The 18216-nt window shown below is 72.9% G+C and carries 13 protein-coding genes, 2 pseudogenes and 1 riboswitch; of the genes and pseudogenes, 11 read left to right on the forward strand and 4 right to left on the reverse strand.

Going from position 1 to position 18216, the window contains the following annotated elements; translation table 11 throughout:
- Positions 1-70 precede the first annotated feature (70 nt).
- Positions 71-652 carry a DUF4352 domain-containing protein gene (locus AB0C76_RS22535; RefSeq protein WP_359968175.1) on the reverse strand — a complete coding sequence of 194 codons (582 nt, stop codon included), beginning with the start codon at positions 650-652 and terminating at the stop codon, positions 71-73.
- A 202-nt stretch (positions 653-854) separates the two neighbouring features.
- On the opposite strand from AB0C76_RS22535, the gene AB0C76_RS22540 reads away from it, so the two are divergent.
- The 4 genes from AB0C76_RS22540 to AB0C76_RS22555 all read left to right on the forward strand — a co-directional run bounded on the left by AB0C76_RS22540 (position 855) and on the right by AB0C76_RS22555 (position 6487).
- Positions 855-2939 carry an N-6 DNA methylase gene (locus tag AB0C76_RS22540; RefSeq protein ID WP_359968178.1) on the forward strand — a complete coding sequence of 695 codons (2085 nt, stop codon included), beginning with the start codon at positions 855-857 and terminating at the stop codon, positions 2937-2939.
- A 161-nt stretch (positions 2940-3100) separates the two neighbouring features.
- Positions 3101-3628 carry a hypothetical protein gene (locus AB0C76_RS22545; RefSeq protein ID WP_359968181.1) on the forward strand — a complete coding sequence of 176 codons (528 nt, stop codon included), beginning with the start codon at positions 3101-3103 and terminating at the stop codon, positions 3626-3628.
- A complete protein-coding gene (locus tag AB0C76_RS22550) occupies positions 3625-5250 on the forward strand; it encodes a serine/threonine-protein kinase (protein ID WP_359968184.1) in 1626 nt (541 codons plus the stop codon). Before AB0C76_RS22545 ends, AB0C76_RS22550 begins: the two co-directional genes overlap by 4 nt.
- A gap of 214 nt (positions 5251-5464) precedes the next feature.
- Entirely contained in the window at positions 5465-6487 is a 1023-nt protein-coding gene (locus tag AB0C76_RS22555; protein WP_359968187.1) for a MazG family protein, read from the forward strand.
- A 22-nt stretch (positions 6488-6509) separates the two neighbouring features.
- Here the strand turns inward: AB0C76_RS22555 and AB0C76_RS22560 are convergent, their stop codons facing one another.
- The gene (locus AB0C76_RS22560; protein WP_359968189.1) at positions 6510-6938 is read right to left on the reverse strand and encodes an SDR family NAD(P)-dependent oxidoreductase; all 429 of its coding nucleotides are present in this window, start codon (positions 6936-6938) and stop codon (positions 6510-6512) included.
- Between the two features lie 266 nt (positions 6939-7204).
- On the opposite strand from AB0C76_RS22560, the gene AB0C76_RS22565 reads away from it, so the two are divergent.
- The 7 genes and pseudogenes from AB0C76_RS22565 (at position 7205) to AB0C76_RS22595 (ending at position 15342) form a co-directional block, all read left to right on the forward strand.
- Entirely contained in the window at positions 7205-8488 is a 1284-nt protein-coding gene (locus AB0C76_RS22565; RefSeq protein WP_359968191.1) for a cytochrome P450, read from the forward strand.
- Positions 8489-8698: 210 nt separating this feature from the next.
- Positions 8699-8867: riboswitch (cyclic di-AMP (ydaO/yuaA leader) on the forward strand.
- A 5-nt stretch (positions 8868-8872) separates the two neighbouring features.
- Positions 8873-9799, forward strand: coding sequence for a transglycosylase family protein (locus AB0C76_RS22570; RefSeq protein WP_359968194.1), 927 nt, complete (start codon positions 8873-8875; stop codon positions 9797-9799).
- Between the two features lie 254 nt (positions 9800-10053).
- Entirely contained in the window at positions 10054-11343 is a 1290-nt protein-coding gene (gene eno, locus AB0C76_RS22575; protein WP_359968197.1) for a phosphopyruvate hydratase, read from the forward strand.
- Positions 11344-11482: 139 nt separating this feature from the next.
- Positions 11483-11968 carry a septum formation initiator family protein gene (locus AB0C76_RS22580; protein ID WP_359968199.1) on the forward strand — a complete coding sequence of 162 codons (486 nt, stop codon included), beginning with the start codon at positions 11483-11485 and terminating at the stop codon, positions 11966-11968.
- Positions 11940-12455 (forward strand): annotated as a pseudogene (locus AB0C76_RS22585) (DUF501 domain-containing protein); the annotation flags it as partial. The gene AB0C76_RS22580 and the pseudogene AB0C76_RS22585, both read left to right, overlap by 29 nt.
- Before the next feature lie 149 nt (positions 12456-12604).
- Positions 12605-13546, forward strand: a complete 942-nt coding sequence (locus AB0C76_RS22590) for a Ppx/GppA phosphatase family protein (RefSeq protein ID WP_359968201.1) — start codon at positions 12605-12607, stop codon at positions 13544-13546.
- 428 nt (positions 13547-13974) lie between these two features.
- Entirely contained in the window at positions 13975-15342 is a 1368-nt protein-coding gene (locus AB0C76_RS22595; protein WP_359968203.1) for an NAD(P)/FAD-dependent oxidoreductase, read from the forward strand.
- Positions 15343-15521: 179 nt separating this feature from the next.
- Here the strand turns inward: AB0C76_RS22595 and AB0C76_RS22600 are convergent, their stop codons facing one another.
- Positions 15522-18080, reverse strand: a complete 2559-nt coding sequence (locus tag AB0C76_RS22600) for an FtsX-like permease family protein (protein ID WP_359968205.1) — start codon at positions 18078-18080, stop codon at positions 15522-15524.
- A gap of 43 nt (positions 18081-18123) precedes the next feature.
- Positions 18124-18216 (reverse strand): annotated as a pseudogene (locus AB0C76_RS22605) (ABC transporter ATP-binding protein); the annotation flags it as partial.

Raw genomic sequence — 18216 nt, forward strand, 5'->3', positions numbered from 1 at the left:
GGTCGGCGCACGGCGGTCTCGGGCTCTGCCCGGGGCCGCCGTTGCGTTCGTGCGGGGGCGCGGCCCGGGGTCAGCCGATCTTCCACTGGCCGACCTGGTTGGCGAAGCCGTTGTCCAGGGCGAACTGGACCCTGTCGAGCTTGACGCCGTCAGGGACCTCGAAGGTGACGAAGCCCTTGCCGGTCTCGCCGGGAGCGATGTTGGTGGGGGTCTGGAAGGCCGGCCCCGCCTTGGTCTCCTCCAGGTTCGGGCCGTAGGCCTGGCCCTGGGTGTCCACGACCTTGGCGCTGCTGGCGGGGACCTCGCCGTACGCCTGGCCGCCGGTGGCCTTGATCTGGAACTGCACCGCGACGTAGTGCTTGCCGTCGGCCGGCTTGAGGTACTCGTTGGCGCTCTCCGCCGGGTCGACCACCTTCACCGCGACGACGTCGGCGGTGTTGGCCTTGTCCGTGCCCTTGAGCGCGATGGTGTCGCCGATCTTGGCGGGGGCCTTGGGGGCGTCGGCGGGCTTGCTCGGCGCGGCGGCGGCCGGGGCGGTCTGCTTCGCCTCGGTGGAGACGGTGGTGCCGGTGGAGTTGCATGCCGTCGCGGTGAGGGTGATCAGCGCGGCGCCCAGCAGGAGGGCGGCGGAGCGGCGAGTGGTGGCGGACATGGCTGTTCTCCCGGTGATCGGTGGTCTTCCTGGGGCCGCCCCGTCCGGTGGCGGCGAAGAAATCACACCACTCACTGTGAACATTGTCAACGGCGCTTTATGAAACAGCTCTGTTCACGTGTGAACGTGTGGATCGGAGGTGCTGGCTATGCTGTGTGGTCACAACGACTTGATGTGCGGCCACACGATCGAAGGAGCCCCCGTGCCGGACCGCCCCGAAGTGACCGCCGTCGAGATCGCCCGGCTGGCCGGCGTCGGCCGGGCCGCGGTCAGCAACTGGCGCCGCCGCCACGCCGACTTCCCGCGCCCGGTCGGCGGCAGCGACGCCAGCCCGACCTTCGCCCTCGGTGAGGTCGAGGCCTGGCTGCGCGCGCAGGGCAAGATCGCCGAACTCCCGCCCCTGGAGCGGGCCTGGCAGTTCGTCGACGCCCTCCGCGACCCGGCCGGCCACCCCGCCGCCCCGCTCGTCGAGGCCGGCGCCCTCCTGCTCCTGCTGCACCGCGCCCCCGACCGCTGGGCCGCCCTCACCACCGAGCCCGACGCGCGCCTCGCGACGGCGCTCCCGAGGGCCGTCGCCGACACCGTCGTTCACACCTTCGACGCGGACGGTGCCGACAACCTCCCCCTCCCCGGACTCCTCGGCAGCACCCAGCTCGACCTCGCCCGCCTGCTCGCCGCCCTCGCGGCCGACACCGGCGCCGCCGCGGTGTACGAGCAGCTGCTCACCCGCTACGCCGAGGCCAACACCCGCCAGCTCAGCCCCACCCCGCCGGAGGCCGCCGACCTGCTCGCCGCCATCGCCGGCGGCCCCGCCACCGTGCTCGACCCGGCCGCCGGCCTCGGCGCCGTCCTGCTCGCACATCCGCACACCACCGGCCGCTACGGCCAGGACGCCGACCCCGTCACCGCCGCCCTCGCCCGGTTCCGGCTCGCCCTGCACACCCCCGCCGACGAACCCGGCCCGCTCCCGCTCGCGCTGCGCCCCGGCGACGCGCTGCGCGCCGACGCCTACCCCGGCGACACCTTCGAGGCGGTGCTCTGCCAGCCGCCGTACAACGAACGGGACTGGGGGCACGAGGCGTTGCAGTTCGACACCCGGTGGCCGGGCGGTCTCGTCCCGCCCCGCGGCGAGTCCGAACTCGCGTGGGTCCTGCACTGCCTCGCGCACACCCGCCCCGGCGGCGTCGCCGCCCTCCTGCTGCCCCCCGCCGTCGCCGGACGCCGGGCCGGGCGCCGCGTCCGCGCCGAACTCCTGCGCTCCGGTGCCCTGCGCGCCGTCGTCGCCCTGCCGGCCGGCGCCGCCCCGCCGTACGGGGTGCCGCTGCACCTCTGGGTGCTCCGCGCGCCGAAGCCGGGGGACGACTTCCGTCAGGTGCTGCTGCTCGACGCCGGGTCGGCCCCGCTGGACGGCGGGCGCGACAAGGTCGACTGGCCCGGACTGCGGCGGACCGTCGTCCACGCCTGGCGCGCCTTCGACCGGGCCGCCCGGGACGGCGGGCCGGTGCCCGCCGACGTCCCCGGCGTCCACCGGGCCATGAACGCGATCGACCTGCTCGACGACGAGACGGACCTCTCACCCGCCCGCCACGTCCCGCCCGCCGCCCCGCTCGGCGGCGCCGCCGAACTGTCCCACCTCAGCGGGAGGTTGACGGAACTCCTGGCCGGCCTCGCCGACCCCGCCACCCTCCTGCCCCCGCCCGGCGCGGAACCCGCCGCCGGCGTCGTCACCGTCGGCGAGCTCGTGCGCGCCGGCGCGCTGGAGGTGCACTCCTCCGGAACCGGTGCCACCACCCGCCCGGGCCCGGGCGACGTGCTCGTCGTCACCGACCAGGACCTCGTCACCGGCAATCCGCCCACCGCCGCGCTCGCCGCCCCCGGCCCCGCCGGAGACCTCCGCACCCGCCCCGGCGACGTCCTCGTCCCCGCCCTCCGCGGTGGCCTCGCGCGCGTCGTCCCGGCCGAGGGCCCCCTCGTCGGCGCCGCCCTCGGCAGCCGCCTCCACCTGCTCCGCCCCGACCCGGCCGCCCTCGACGCCGAGTTCCTGGCCGGCCACCTCCGCTCCACCGCCGGTACCCGCCGCGCCGCGAGCCACGCCACCACGACCGCCCGCCTCGACATCCGCCGGGTCGAGCTGCCCCGCCTCCCGCTGCCCGACCAGCAGCGTCAGGGCACCGCCTTCGCCCGCCTGGCCGCCTTCGCCGCCACCCTCACCCAGGCCGCCTCCCTGGCCCAGACCCTGACCCAGGCCGCCACCGACGCCCTGGCAACCGGCTCCCTGGCTCCCTGACCCCAGGCCCACTGCTGCGCAGGGAAGTCGGCCCGGCCGACCTCCTGCGCGCCGGGTGCCCTCGCGCCGAGCTGACGCTCCTTCTGAACCCGCTCTCCGGGAGGGACTCCGGGCGGTACCGTGTGCTCGGTCCGTCCGTCCTCACCAGCTCAGGAGCGCACATGGCAGGGCAGTACCCCGGGACGTTCGGACCCCCGCCCGGTGCCGCCGTCCAGGCGCCGGGCCGTCCCTCGACCTCGGTCCGGGTGCTGTGCGCGCTCGTCCCGCTGCTGACGGCGGGCGTGTTCGGCCCGCTGCCCTCCCTCGTGCTGGCGATACGCCGCAGGCGCCCGTACGACATCGCGGGCGCCGTCGTCTACTGCCTGCTGCTCCTCACCATGGTCGTCTGCGCGGGCGTCGCGAGCGACACCAAAGCCTCGGCCGCGAACGTCGTCGGCGAGATCGCCCTGGCCCTCCTCTGGCTCACCCCCACGCTGCACTACCTCGTGATGGACCGCCGGTCCCTCTGGGCGCCCGCCCCGTACGCCCCGCCGCCCGCCGTTCCCCACGCCCCGCCGCCGACCGCCCCGTACGGCGCGGCCGTGCCCGGCCACACCGCCCCGCCGCCCCACACCGCCCCGCCGCCCACCGACGACCTGCGCGAACTCGGCGAACTCCTGCGCCGGCAGGCCCGCGAAGGCCGGTCGTGACCGCCGACCGCGTCATCGCGGGCCGCTACCGCCTCGCCGAGAAGATCGGCCACGGCGGCATGGGCCAGGTGTGGGGCGGCTACGACGAGCGCCTGGACCGCCCGGTCGCGGTCAAGCTGCTCCACACCGACCACCTCCTCGCCGCCGGTCCCGACTCCGCCCCCACGGGCACCGGACGACGCCGCCACGGCGACGAGCTGCGCCGCCGCTTCCTGCGCGAGTGCCGGGTCACGGCCGCGCTGGACCACCCCGGGCTGGTCACGGTCTTCGACGCCGGGGAGGACGAGGGCGAGCTCTACCTCGTCATGCAGCGCGTCCCCGGGGTGAGCCTCGCCGACCTCATCGCCGAGGACGCGCCGTTCCCGATCGAGCGGGCGGTCGCCGTCGCCGCCCAACTGTGCGCCGCGCTGGCCGCCGTCCACGCCGTACCGGTGGTCCACCGGGACCTCAAGCCCAGCAACGTGATGGTCCGGCACGACGGCCGGACGGTCCTGCTGGACCTCGGCATCGCCACCGCCCTCGACCCCGGCGCCACCCGCCTCACCCTCACCGGCGTGCCGATCGGCAGTCCGTCCTACATGGCCCCCGAGCAGGCGCTGGCCACCACGACCGACCCGCGCAGCGACCTCTACGCGCTCGGCTGCCTGCTGCACGAGATGCTCGCCGGCGAGGAGCCGTTCCGTGCGGCGACCGCGCTCGGCGTGCTGCGGCGCCACGTGGACGAGCCGCCGGTCCCGCTGCGCGACCTGCGGCCGGACGTGCCGCAGCCGCTCGAACGCCTCGTCCTCGACCTGCTCGCCAAGCAGCCCGCCGACCGCCCCGCCGACGCCCAGCAGGTGTACGGGCGGTTGCTCCCACTGCTGCCCGCGCCCGAGGCGGCCGCCCAACCGCGGTACGCGCCGCTGCCCGACCCCACCCGGCCGTACCGCTTCCCGCACCAGCCGCAGCCGTCGGCCGCCGGGCCGGTGCCGCAGCGGCCGGTGCCGGTACCGGTGCCGCAGGCCCCCGCGACCCCGCCGCCACCGGCGCTGCCGCCGGTGGTCCCGTTCGTCCCTGCCGTCCCGTCCGCCCCGGACCTCGGCGCGGAGTGCGGACGGCTCTCCGACCTCGTCGACGCCGGCCGCCACACCGAGGTCCTCGGCCTCGCGGCCCGCCTGTTGCCCCGCGCCGAGGCCGAACTCGGCGACGGCGCGCCGCTGGTGCGGACGATCCGCACCATCTACGCCCGCACTCTCCTCCAGGAGGGGCGCCACGCGCAGGCCCTCCCCGAGTACCGCCGCCTCGCCGCCACCGCCGAGGGCGGTCCGTACGGACCCCAGGCCCTCGACCACCGCTACCGCGCGGCGATCTGCCTCGACCACCTCGGGCAGGACGCGGAGGCGATGGCCGAGTACCAGTCCCTCCTCACGACGGCGGCCCACGACCCCGACCCGGAACGCGCCTTCGACCTCCGCGAACGCATCGGCCTCCGGCTCGCCGCTGCGGGAGACACCGAGAACGCCTGGCAGTGGCTCCTCCAGCTCCTCTTCGAACGCGAACGCCGCGACGGCCCCCACCACCCCGCCGTCCGCCGCCTCCGCCACTCCCTGGACACCCTCCAACCCCACCGCACCACCCGCTGACCCCCACCCCAGCCCGAGAGCCGCCCCCGTCGCCCCCGCACACTGGGCTGCGGCGCAGGAAGTCGATGGCGCCGACTTCTTGTGTGGGCCCGCGGGTGGGGATGGCGGGGTGCGCTGGAAGTCGGTGGTGCCGACCGCGCGAAGATCTGCGGGACGGCGGCCCGGACCGGGTTCGGCCGGTCGGGCAGGGGGCCGGGACGGGTAGGTTCGGGGTGTGACGACGAATACTCCGGGCGCGAAGTTGATCCTGCTCACCACCACCCACCGGGTGGCCCCCGGGCTGCTGGCGTGGCCGGCGTGGGAGGCGTTGAGGTCGGCGGGACGGGTGCTGGCGGGGGACGCCGGGCATCCGCAGGTGGCCGCGGTGCGGCAGGCCGGGGTGGACGTGGAGATCGTGGCGCCGGCCTCGGCGCCGGCGCTGGCGCGGCTGCTGACCGAGGAGCCCGCCGGCCGGGCCCCCACGGTGTGGCTGGGCAGCCCCGACGGGGACCCGGGCCTGACCGCGGCGCTGGCGCGCCTGGCCGTGGAGCACGCGGGGGAGGTGCCGGAGATCGAGGTGCTGCCGGGGTCGTACGACCTGCCCGGCGCCCGCCTGCTGGACCTGGTCTCGGTGATGGACCGGCTGCGTTCGCCGGGCGGCTGCCCGTGGGACGCCGAGCAGACGCACGCGAGCCTGGTGAAGTACCTGGTCGAGGAGGCGTACGAGCTGGTCGAGGCGATCGAGGAGGGGGACCGGGAGACGCTGCGCGAGGAGCTGGGGGACGTTCTGCTCCAGGTCCTCTTCCACTCGCGGATCGCCGAGGAGCACCCGACCGACGCCTTCTCGATCGACGACGTGGCCGGTGACCTGGTCGAGAAGCTGATGTACCGGCACCCGCACGTGTTCGGGGACGTCGAGGCGGAGGGCGCCGCCGAGGTCGAGGCGAACTGGGAGCAGCTGAAGGCGGCCGAGAAGGCGGACCGCGAGTCGGTGCTGGACGGCGTGCCGGCCGGGCTGCCGTCGCTCGCGTACGCGGCGAAGCTGGTGTCGCGGGTGCGCCGGGCCGGGTTCGAGGGCGTGCCGGACGAGCCGTACGAGCTGCCCGCGGAGCTCACGGAGGAGTCCGCGGGCAGGCTGCTGCTGGCCGTGGCGCAGCGGGCGCACGACGCGGGGGTGGACGTGGACGCGGCGCTGCGCGCGGCGGCGCGCGCCTACCGGGACGCGGTCCGCGAGGCCGAGGGCCTCGAGCCGGAGTAGACGGGAGGGAAGAGGAGGGGCCTCAGGCCGCCGTCACCGCGTTCTGGACGGCGGTCCGCGGCTGCGGCAGGACGACCTCGCCGATGGCCTCGCCGACGAGGGCGACGAGCTCGGCGAGGCGCTCCAGGCCGAGGTGGTCGGGCAGGTCGGCGAGGGAGACGATCCGCTCGCCGTCCGGGCCGGCGACGCAGAACAGGTCGATCGGCCCGAGGTGCTTCTCGGCGGTGTCGACGAGCGCGGCGACGTCGCTGGGGCGGCGGACGTCCCCACCGACGCCGACGACGGGGCAGCCGGGCCGGTCGAGTTCGCCGGCGAGGTCCTCGGCGACGCCGACCCGCTGGTCGGCGATCAGCACTCCGGCGGCGCCGGCCGCGGCGAACCGGCGGGCGAGGTCGGCCCCCGACCCGCCGTCGAGTACCGCGATGACGACGACTGCCCCGGTGACCCGCATGGTGCGCTCCTCCCTGTGGGCGGTCCGCACTGACGCCCACGATTTCTGCCGAGGATCGTAGGCAGGTCCTGACCCTCCGCAACAGGGGTTACCCCTCAGGTGACCAGGCTCACGCCTGCCCACCGTCCAAGAGCTGTCCAAGACCCGTCCACGCACTGTCCACAGGGCGTTCGCGGGGTGTTGAGGGGCGGTCCGCGGGCCGTCGACGAGCCGGTTACTCACCGTAGATGACGGGGTGCCCCCGACCCACCGGATACGGTCGTCCCATGCCAGTTCAGCCCGACGCCGCCCGCCCGCCGCTCTTCACGTGGGAGTTCGCCGCCGACCCGTACCCGGCGTACGCGTGGCTGCGCGAGCACGCCCCCGTGCACCGCACCACGCTGCCGAGCGGGGTGGAGGCCTGGCTGGTGACGCGGTACGCGGACGCGCGGCAGGCGCTGGCGGACGGCCGGCTGTCGAAGAACCCGGCGCACCACAGCGAGCAGGCGCACCGCACCGGCCGGGTCGGGATCCCGGGGGAGCGGCAGGCGGACCTGATGACGCACCTGCTGAACATCGACCCGCCGGACCACACCCGGCTGCGCCGACTGGTGTCGAAGGCGTTCACGCCGCGCCGGGTGGCCGAGTTCGAGCCGCGGGTGCAGCAGCTCACCGACCGTCTGATCGACGGCTTCGCGCAGCGCGGTTCGGCGGACCTCATCCACGAGTTCGCGTTCCCGCTCCCCATCTACGCGATCTGCGACATGCTCGGCGTGCCGGCCGAGGACCAGGACGACTTCCGCGACTGGGCCGGCATGATGATCCGACATGGGGGCGGCCAACGCGGCGGCGTGGGGCGGGCGGTGAAGCGGATGCGGGCGTACCTGCTGGAGCTGATCCACCGCAAGCGGGCGGACCTCGGGGACGACCTGATCTCGGGACTGATCCGGGCGAGCGACCACGGCGAGCACCTCACCGAGAACGAGGCCGCCGCGATGGCGTTCATCCTCCTGTTCGCCGGCTTCGAGACGACCGTCAACCTGATCGGCAACGGGACGTACGCACTGCTGCGCAACCCGGAGCAGCGCCGTCTGCTGCAGGAGTCGGTGGCGCGCGGCGAGACGGCGCTGCTGGAGACCGGGATCGAGGAACTCCTGCGCTACGACGGTCCGGTGGAGCTGGCGACGTGGCGGTTCGCGACCCGCCCGCTGAGCATCGGCGGGGTGGACATCCCGGTCGGCGACCCGGTGCTGGTGGTCCTGGCGGCGGCGGACCGGGATCCGGCCAGGTTCTCGGACGAGAACACCCTGGACCTGGCCCGGGCGGACAACCCGCACCTGGGCTTCGGGCACGGCATCCACTACTGCATCGGGGCCCCGCTGGCCAGGCTCGAAGGCCGGTCGGCGCTGGCCACGCTGCTGTCCCGGCTGCCCGATATCGCCCTGGCGGAAAGCCCGGAGAACCTGCGGTGGCGTGGTGGCCTGATCATGCGCGGATTGCGCGAACTTCCGGTCGAATTCAGTCCCGAGCGCCGTTCGCCGCACGCGCTTCCAGACGCTCCGACACACTGACGGTGCGTCGCGAATCGGCAGGGTTAGGCCGCATGAACACCCATCAATCCGGACAAACGGCCGCCGTTGGTAGGCGATCGGCCACGTGCCGTAATTTCTGTGTGATGTCGGCGATATGAGCTTGTGATTGGTCTGAGGATCTGTCTACTCTCCCTGGAGTTCGCAGCTGCGGACCCCGAGCGCGGAACGCCGAGTCCTGCCCGCCGCGCCACGGGAAACCGACCAGAACCCTGGGCAGGGGCGGGGGAACCAGGTTTGTTGCCGTTCCTCCACGGCTTGGGGTGAAGCCGCCCGAGCGGAATCGTTTCCGCAGACGGCGGCCGGGCCACCTCCCGGTCCGAACCCGACAGCTCACCTCGCAGGCGTGCGGAGAGGGACCCCTTCATGCTGTTCGTTGGAACCGGTCGTCACCGCCGTCGCACCCAGACCGAGAAGGCCATCGCCGTCGCCGGAGTGGCCGGCGTCGGACTCGCGATGCCGATCCTCACCGCCACCGGTGCCTCCGCCGCCCCGGCCTCCGCCTGGGACTCCGTCGCCCAGTGCGAGAGCGGCGGCGACTGGGGCATCAACACCGGCAACGGCTTCTACGGCGGCCTGCAGTTCACCTCCAGCACCTGGAAGGCCTTCGGCGGCACCGCGTACGCGGCTCAGGCGAACCAGGCCACCAAGGGCCAGCAGATCGCGGTCGCCGAGAAGGTCCTGGCCTCGCAGGGTCCGGGCGCCTGGCCGGTCTGCTCGAAGAAGGCCGGCCTGTCGAAGGGCGGCGCCCCCGCCGCCGTCGACACCTCGGACGCCAAGCCCGCCGCGCAGCAGCACTCCCAGCCGGCGCAGCAGCAGCCCGCGGCGAAGCCGGCGCAGCCGAAGCCGGCCCAGAAGCCCGCTCAGCAGCAGTACCAGCAGCACGCCCAGCAGGCCCAGCAGCAGCCGCAGGCCCCGGGCTTCTCCGGCAAGGCCGGCTGGGACGCCGACGCGAAGGTGTACTGGTACCAGAACAACGGCACCTGGTACTGGACCAGCCACCAGGGCGTCTACCAGCAGTACGCGGGCCAGGCCCAGCAGCAGGCCGCCCAGCAGCAGGTCCAGCAGCAGGTCCAGCAGCAGTACGTCCAGCCGCAGCAGCAGGCCCCGCGCGCCGCCGTCGCCCCGCAGGGCGGCCACGACTACACCGTCCGCGCCGGTGACACGCTGTCGGGCATCGCGTCCGCCCAGGGCGTGCACGGCGGCTGGCAGTCCGTCTACGACGGCAACCGCGGCACCGTCGGCGGCGACCCGAACCTGATCCTGCCCGGCCAGGTGCTGCACCTCGGCTGACGCCGGCCGGCACCGGTGCGACACGCCACGGAGGGGGCCGACCCCGGATCGGCCCCCTTCGTCCGCTTCCGTCCCTTTTCCCGGGGAGCCCAGGTGAACTACCGGTAAGTAGCCCGGCCACACGCTGAGACGGTACCGAGGTCGGCGTGGCCCCGGGACCACGTGCGGTTAGGCTCTGGTCGTAACGACTCCGCAATCATCCCGCCGACCGCACCACTGGTCAGCGGGACCCTGCTTCCGCAAGGAGATGCCTCGTGCCGTCCATCGATGTCGTCGTAGCCCGTGAGATCCTCGACTCGCGTGGCAACCCCACGGTCGAGGTCGAGGTCGGCCTCGACGACGGCAGCACCGGTCGTGCCGCTGTCCCGTCGGGTGCCTCCACCGGCGCCTTCGAGGCGCTGGAGCTCCGCGACGGTGACAAGAACCGCTACTTCGGCAAGGGCGTCGAGAAGGCCGTCCTGGCCGTCATCGAGCAGATCGGCCCGGAGCTGGTCGGCTACGACGCCACCGAGCAGCGCCTGATCGACCAGGCCATGCTCGACCTGGACGCCACCCCGGACAAGTCCTCGCTCGGCGCCAACGCCATCCTGGGCGTCTCGCTGGCCGTCGCGCACGCCGCCTCCGAGGCGAGCGACCTGCCGCTGTTCCGCTACCTGGGCGGCCCGAACGCGCACGTCCTGCCGGTCCCGATGATGAACATCCTCAACGGCGGCTCGCACGCGGACTCCAACGTCGACATCCAGGAGTTCATGATCGCCCCGATCGGCGCGGAGTCCTTCTCCGAGGCCGTCCGCTGGGGCGTCGAGGTCTACCACACCCTCAAGGGCGTGCTGAAGGAGCGCGGCCTGTCCACCGGCCTCGGCGACGAGGGCGGCTTCGCGCCGAACCTGGACAGCAACCGCGAGGCCCTGGACCTCATCACCGAGGCCATCCAGAAGGCCGGCTACGTGCCCGGCCGCGACGTCGCGCTGGCCCTGGACGTCGCCGCCTCCGAGTTCTACAAGGACGGCGCCTACCAGTTCGAGGGCAAGGCCCTCTCGGCCGCCGAGCTCATCGAGTACTACGCCGAGCTCGTCGCCGCCTACCCGCTGGTCTCCATCGAGGACCCGCTGGACGAGTCGGACTGGGACGGCTGGAAGGCCATGACCGTCAAGCTGGGCGACAAGGTCCAGCTGGTCGGCGACGACCTGTTCGTCACCAACCCGGCCCGCCTGGCCAAGGGCATCGAGACCGGCACCGCCAACGCGCTGCTGGTGAAGGTCAACCAGATCGGCTCGCTGACCGAGACCCTGGACGCCGTCGAGCTGGCCCAGCGCAACGGCTACCGCTGCATGATGTCGCACCGCTCCGGCGAGACCGAGGACGTCACCATCGCCGACCTGGCCGTCGCCACCAACTGCGGCCAGATCAAGACCGGTGCCCCGGCCCGCTCCGAGCGCGTCGCCAAGTACAACCAGCTGCTGCGCATCGAGGAGATCCTCGACGACGCCGCCGAGTACGCCGGCCGCGGCGCCTTCCCGCGCTTCCGCTCCGCGGACCAGTAAGCACGGCAGGTACGAGGGCTGGACACCTCCGGTGGTGCACGCCTGACCGGTGCCCCGCCGTTCACCCCGTAGGGTGGACGGCGGGGCACCGTCGCGACCAGGAGGGGAACGGGAGATGGCTGGCTGGAGGATCCCGGGCTTGGCGGCCCGTCCTCGCTTCACGAGCCGGGCGACCGTCCTCGTCCTGGTGCTCTGCTCGCTGGTGGCGATCCTCGCCTACCCGACGCGGCAGTTCATCTCCCAGCGCGCCGAGATCTCCGCCCAGCGGGCGAAGGCCGAGCACGCCCGGCAGCAGGTCGAGCAGCTGCGCCGGGACAAGGCCCGCTGGCAGGACCCGGAGTACGTCAAGGCGCAGGCCCGTGCCCGGCTGCACTACGCGATGCCGGGGGAGACCCCGTACATCGCGGTGGATCCGGCCGGAGCGGGCGCCGCCCCGTCCTCCGCCCCTCCGCCCGCCCCCTCCGACGGCACGGCCGGCGGCGCGGTGAAGGCCGCCAAGCCCTGGTACTCCAGCGTCTGGGACTCGGTGGACGCCGCCGACACCGCGGCCCTGGCCCCCATCGCGCCGTCGACCCGTCCGCTCCCACCGTCCCCCGTTGGAGACCCCTCCCCCCATGACCACTGAGAACCACCCCGCCGTCTCCGACGCCGACGTCGCCGCGATCGCCGCCCAGCTGGGCCGGGTCCCGCGCGGCCTGCGCGGCGTGGCCCACCGCTGCCCGTGCGGCAACCCGGACGTCGTGGAGACGGCCCCCCGGCTGCCCGACGGCACGCCGTTCCCGACGCTCTACTACCTGACCTGCCCCAAGGCCGCCTCGCTGATCGGCACCCTGGAGGCGGACGGCGTGATGAAGGAGCAGACCGCCCGGCTGGCCGAGGACCCGGAGCTGGCGGCCGCGTACCAGAAGGCGCACGAGGACTACATCGCCCGGCGCGATGCCATCGAGGTGCTGGAGGGCTTCCCGAGCGCCGGCGGCATGCCGGACCGGGTCAAGTGCCTGCACGTCCTGGTCGGCCACTCGCTGGCCGCCGGAGAGGGCGTCAACCCGCTCGGCGACGAGGCGATCGGCATGCTGGAGGACTGGTGGGCCAAGGGCCCGTGCGTCTCCCCGGCCGAGGTCGAGGCGGCCGGCGAGCGGGTCCTGCGCAACCGGGCCAAGGACCAGGACCACGCGGCCGTGATCGCCGCCAAGGAGCAGAAGGCCGCCGAGCGCGCCGCGAAGAAGCGCGCCGCGAACGAGGCCGAGGCGCGGGAGTCCGAGTGAGCACGACCCGCGTGGCCGCGATCGACTGCGGCACCAACTCGATCCGGCTGCTGGTCGCCGACCTGGACCCGGCGACCGGCGAGATCACCGACCTGGACCGCCGGATGATCGTCAACCGGCTGGGCCAGGGCGTGGACCGCACCGGCCGGCTGCACCCGGACGCGCTGGCCCGCACCTTCGCGGCCTGCCGGGAGTACCGGGAGGTCGTCGACGGCTTCGGGGTCGGCCCGGAGCGCATCCGCTTCGTCGCCACCAGCGCCTCCCGGGACGCCGAGAACAGCGACGAGTACGTCAAGGGCGTGCGCGAGATCCTCGGCGTCGAGCCCGAGGTGGTCTCCGGCGAGGAGGAGGCGCACCTGTCCTTCGTCGGCGCCACCAAGGAGCTGACCGGTGGTCAGTTCGCCGCGCCGTACCTGGTGTTCGACCTCGGCGGCGGTTCGACCGAGTTCGTGCTCGGCACGGACGACGTCCAGGCCGCGCGCTCGGTGGACATCGGCTGCGTCCGGCTGACCGAGCGGCACTTCGGCGGCGCCGAGCTGCCCTCCCAGGAGCAGGTCGCCGAGGCCAGGGCACACGTGCGGGCCGAGCTGGACAAGGCCGAGGAGACCGTCCCGCTGACCGGCGCGGCCACCCTGGTGGGCCTCGCCGGGACGGTCACCACGGTGTCCGCGATCGCCCTGGACCTGCCGGCCTACGACTCGGCGGCGATCCACCACTCGCGGATCGGCCGGGAGCGGGTCGCGGAGATCGCCCGCGAGCTGCTGGCCGCCACCCACGCCGAGCGCGCGGCGATCCCGTCGATGCACCCGGGCCGGGTGGACGTGATCGCGGCCGGCGCGCTGGAGCTGCTGGAGATCATGGAGCGCACCGGCGCCGCCGAGGTCGTCGTGAGCGAGCACGACATCCTGGACGGCATCGCCTGGAGTATTGCCTCCTGACCCGTTGCGGGCCTTACCCGACCGGCTCCGGAACCCCGAACGGGGGGCCGGGGCCGGGGCGCGCCCGGGGACGGGCGGAAAAGTTCGTGAATTTCTTCACATGGCGATCCGGCCATTCGTCGCACCCGCTCGTCCGCTACGTCCGAATTGTGGGACCGAAGGCTGCCGCCGCGCGTGGCCCGTTGGATCGCAGGTCAGGCCTCACTTGAGGTTTGAAAATCGGAATCACGAGCGGGAACCCGGGTGCTGTACGGATCGTTGCTGCTCAGCCGGGTGGTGTGGCCCCCGGTGCTCACGGGGTGCCCGTGGGTGCGGTGAGGTGTCCCCGAGGGGGCCGTTTTGTGGCCGCGCAGTGTAGCACGGGGTGTCCATCCGCTTGTGACCGGGCTCACGAAGGCTGCTCCGGACGGTGCTGGATACTTTCGGATATGAGCACCACGGAGCGTCCTCGCATCCTCATTGTCGGCGGTGGTTACGTCGGCCTGTATGCCGCGATGCGCATCCTCAAGAAGATGCGTTACGGCGAAGCGACCGTCACGGTCGTCGACCCGCGGTCGTACATGACGTACCTGCCCTTCCTCCCCGAGGCGGCCGGCGGCAACGTCGCGCCCCGCAACCTCGTCGCGCCCCTGCGCAGCGCCCTCAAGAAGGCGGAGGTGCTCACCGGTCACGTGACCGCTGTGGACCACGCCCGCAAGGTCGCCACCATCGCGCCCGCGGCCGGCGACTCCTACGAGCTGCCCTTCGACTACCTCGTCGTCGCCACCGGCTCGGTCTCCCGCACCTTCCCGATCCCGGGTCTGGCGGAGAACGGCATCGGCATGAAGACGGTCGAGGAGGCCATCGCCCTCCGCAACCACGTCATGGCGCAGCTGGACAAGGCCGAGTCCACCACGGACGAGGCGATCCGGCGCAAGGCCCTGACCTTCGTCGTCATCGGCGGCGGCTTCGCCGGCGTCGAGACGATCGCCGAGGTCGAGGACATGGCGCGCGACGCCGCCAAGATCTACAAGACCGTCAGCCGCGACGACATGCGCTTCATCCTGGTGGAGGCGGCCAACCGCATCCTCCCCGAGATGGGCCCGGACCTCGGTCTGTGGACCAAGGAGAAGCTCGGCGAGCGCAACATCGAGGTCTACATCGAGACCTCCATGGACTCCTGCGTCGACGGCCACGTCGTGCTGAAGAACGGCATGGAGATGGACGCCTCCACCATCGTGTGGACGGCCGGCGTGAAGCCGAACCCGGTGCTGGCCCACTTCGGCCTGCCGCTGGGCCCGCGCGGCCACGTCGACACGGCGCCGACCCTCCAGGTCCAGGGCTTCGACTACGTCTGGTCCGCCGGCGACAACGCCCAGGTGCCGGACCTCGCCGCCGGCGAGGGCGCCTGGTGCCCGCCGAACGCGCAGCACGCCTGCCGCCAGGCCGTCGTCCTCGGCGACAACGTGATCTCCGGCATGCGGGGCTTCCCGCAGAAGGAGTACAAGCACAAGAACCTCGGTGCGGTGGCCGGTCTCGGCCTGCACAAGGGCGTCGCGATCCTCTTCGGCAAGTTCAAGCTGAAGGGCCGCCTCGCCTGGTGGTTCCACCGCGCGTACCACGGCGCCATGGTGCCGACCTTCAACCGCAAGGTCCGCGTCTTCACCGACTGGACCCTCGCCGTCTTCCTGAAGCGCGAGATGGTCGGCCTGTCCCAGATGGAGCAGCCGTACCTGCCCATCCAGGAGGTCACCCCGCCCACGAAGCCCGTGGAGGCCGCCAAGCCGGCCGCCGAGAAGGAACTCGCGAGCAAGTAAGCGACTGAGACCCCGGTGTGGGAGCGCCGGGGTATGAGTCGGAGGCCCTCCGCCCGGCAGTGTCGCCGGACCACGACCTCCGTGGTGCTCAGCCGGCCGTGTGACCGGGCGGAGTACAGAAGTTGGAAAGCCCCTGCCGAACTCTCCGGCAGGGGCCTTCCGCGTTCCCGGACCGACCGTCAGTCGGTCTTGATGCTCTCCAGGATGTCCAGCTTGGACGCCCGGCGGGCCGGCCAGATCGCGGCCACCAGGCCGACCAGCCCGGCCAGCGCGAGGAAGAGCAGCAGCTGGCCGTAGGGCACGACCGTGGTGAGCCCGGCCAGGCTGGACTTCAGGGTGCCGTTGATGGCCCAGGCGATGAAGCAGCCGAGCAGCACGCCGATCCCGGCGCCGAACAGCGAGATCACCACGGACTCCAGACGGACCATCCGCTTGATGCCCCGGCGGTCCAGGCCGATCGCCCGCAGCATGCCGATCTCGCGCTTGCGCTCGAAGACCGACATCGCCAGCGTGTTGATCACGCCGAGGACCGCGACCAGTACGGACATCGCCAGCAGGCCGTACATCAGGTTCAGGACGAAGGTGATGGACTGGCTGAAGCGGTCCCGGACGTCCTGCTTGGACTTGACCTCGATCACCGGGTTGGCGCCGGTGGCGTCCTTGAGGGACTGCTTGAGCGCGTCGGTGGCACCGTCCTTGCCCTTGACCAGGACGTCGGTGATCTGCGCCTTCGGCTCGTGCTTGACGATCTCGCTGTTGGCCAGGACGACCGGGCCGAGCATGCCGCCCTTCTCGTACACGCCGCCGACGGTGAGCTGCCCGGTGGACTTGTCCGGGAAGGTCACGGCCATGGTCGAGCCGGTGGTGACGTTGAACTTGGTGGCGACGTCCTGGTCCACCAGGAGTCGGCCCTGGCCGAGGGCGGCGGTGGAGCCGCTGGTCAGCTTGACCGCGGCGAGCTGGTCGAAGCTGTCCGCGTTCAGGCCGCTGATCGACTTGCTCGTGCCGTCGAGCTTCCAGTAGACGGAGGTGAGCGGCGAGGAGGCTGCCACCCCGGGGGCCTTGGCGATCTCGCCGGGCACCTGGTCGGACAGGCCCATGCCGTTGGCGGCGCCGACCACGTAGTCGGCCTTCATCGAGTTGGTGATGGCCCGGTCGATCACGCCGGTGACCGAGGCGCCCAGCACGGTGAGGCCGGTGACCAGGGTCAGGCCGATGGTGAGCGCGGCGGCGGTGGAGGCGGTGCGGCGCGGGTTGCGCACGGCGTTCTGCTGGGCCAGCTTGCCCGGGGTGCCGGCCAGCTTGCGCAGCACCGGGCCGACCAGGGCGATGACCGGACGGGAGAGCAGCGGCAGCAGGACGAACACGCCGATCAGGGCCAGGAAGGCGCCGATCGCGACCGGCATCCGGCCGGTGTCGTTGCCGGTCGAGGCACCGAAGCCGATCAGCGCGAGACCGCCGGCGGCGAGGAGGGAACCGATCGTGTTGCGGACCACCAGGCTCTTCTGACTGGTCGGCTGGTCGCCGTTGCTCATCGCGGCCACCGGGGCGATCCGCGAGGCGCGCATGGCCGGCAGCAGGGCCGACAGCACCGTCACCAGGACACCGACCAGCAGGGTCACGCCGATGGTGACCGGCTTGATCACCAGCGAGCCCTGCGGCATGTCCGCGTTCAGCGTGCGCATGAGGGACTGCAGCCCGGCGCCGATCCCGACGCCGGCGAGCAGACCGGCCACCGCGGAGACGACACCGATCGCCAGCGCCTCCACCAGGACGGAGCGGGTGACCTGCTTGCGGCTGGCGCCGATCGCCCGCAGCAGCGCGAGTTCCTTGGTGCGCTGGGCGACCAGCATGGTGAAGGTGTTCGCGATGATGAAGATGCCGACGAAGAGCGAGATGCCGGCGAACGCGAGCAGCACGGTGCGCAGGGTGTCGGTACCCTCGGCGATCTGCTTCTGCTCGTCGGCCTTGAGCTTGGCCCCGGTCTCGACGTCGAACTGGTTGCCGGCCGGCACCTCGGGCTGGACCTGGGCGAGCAGCGCGTCCTCGGTGGTGCCGGGCTTGGCCGTGAGCACGATGCTGCTGTAGCGGCCCGGCTCCAGGAGCAGCTGCTGGGCGGTGGTGCGGTCGAACAGGGTGAGCGTGCCGCCGGTGTTCACCACGGGGTCGTCGGTGGTGAAGATGCCGGTGAGCTTCGCCTCGATGACCGGCCCGTTGGCGGCCACCCGGACGGTGTCGCCGACCTTGTAACCGGCCTTGTCGGCGGTCTTGCGGTCGAGCGCGAGCTCCTTGCCGTTCGTCGGCCCCCTGCCCTCGGCCATCGGGTAGCGCGCGTCCCTGCCGTCCTGGCCCGGGGTGAAGTTGGCGCCCCTGGCGGCCCAGAACTGGCCGATCAGGTTGCCGCTGCGGTCGGCGACGCCGGTGAAGCCGCTGACGACGCCACGGGCGCCGGCGGTGCCCGGAAGTGCGGCCAACTGCTGGACACTGGCGTCGGTGAGCGTGGCGGAGCCGTTCTCGCTCTTCTCCTTGGCCGAGACGCGGGAGCCGGCCGCGTTGTCCACGACCTGGACCGAGACGTCCGAGTAGCTCTTGGAGTTGCTGTCCCGCATGGCCTTGCCGAAGGTGTCGGAGAAGACCATGGTGCCGGCGACGAAGGCGGTGCCCAGCATGACGGCCAGAGCCGTCATCAGCAGCCGGCCCTTGTGGGCCAGCACGTTGCGCAAAGCGGTGCGATACATGAGGTGTCCTGGGTTCAGGTGCGGGCGTTCGGGTGCCGGAAGGTCAGCTGGTGCGGCCCTTGGCGTCGAAGCGGCGCATGCGGTCCAGGACGGTGTCGGCGGTGGGGTTGTGGAGTTCGTCGACGATGCGGCCGTC

Source organism: Kitasatospora sp. NPDC048722 (genome assembly GCF_040650235.1).
Taxonomy (GTDB): Bacteria; Actinomycetota; Actinomycetes; order Streptomycetales; family Streptomycetaceae; genus Kitasatospora.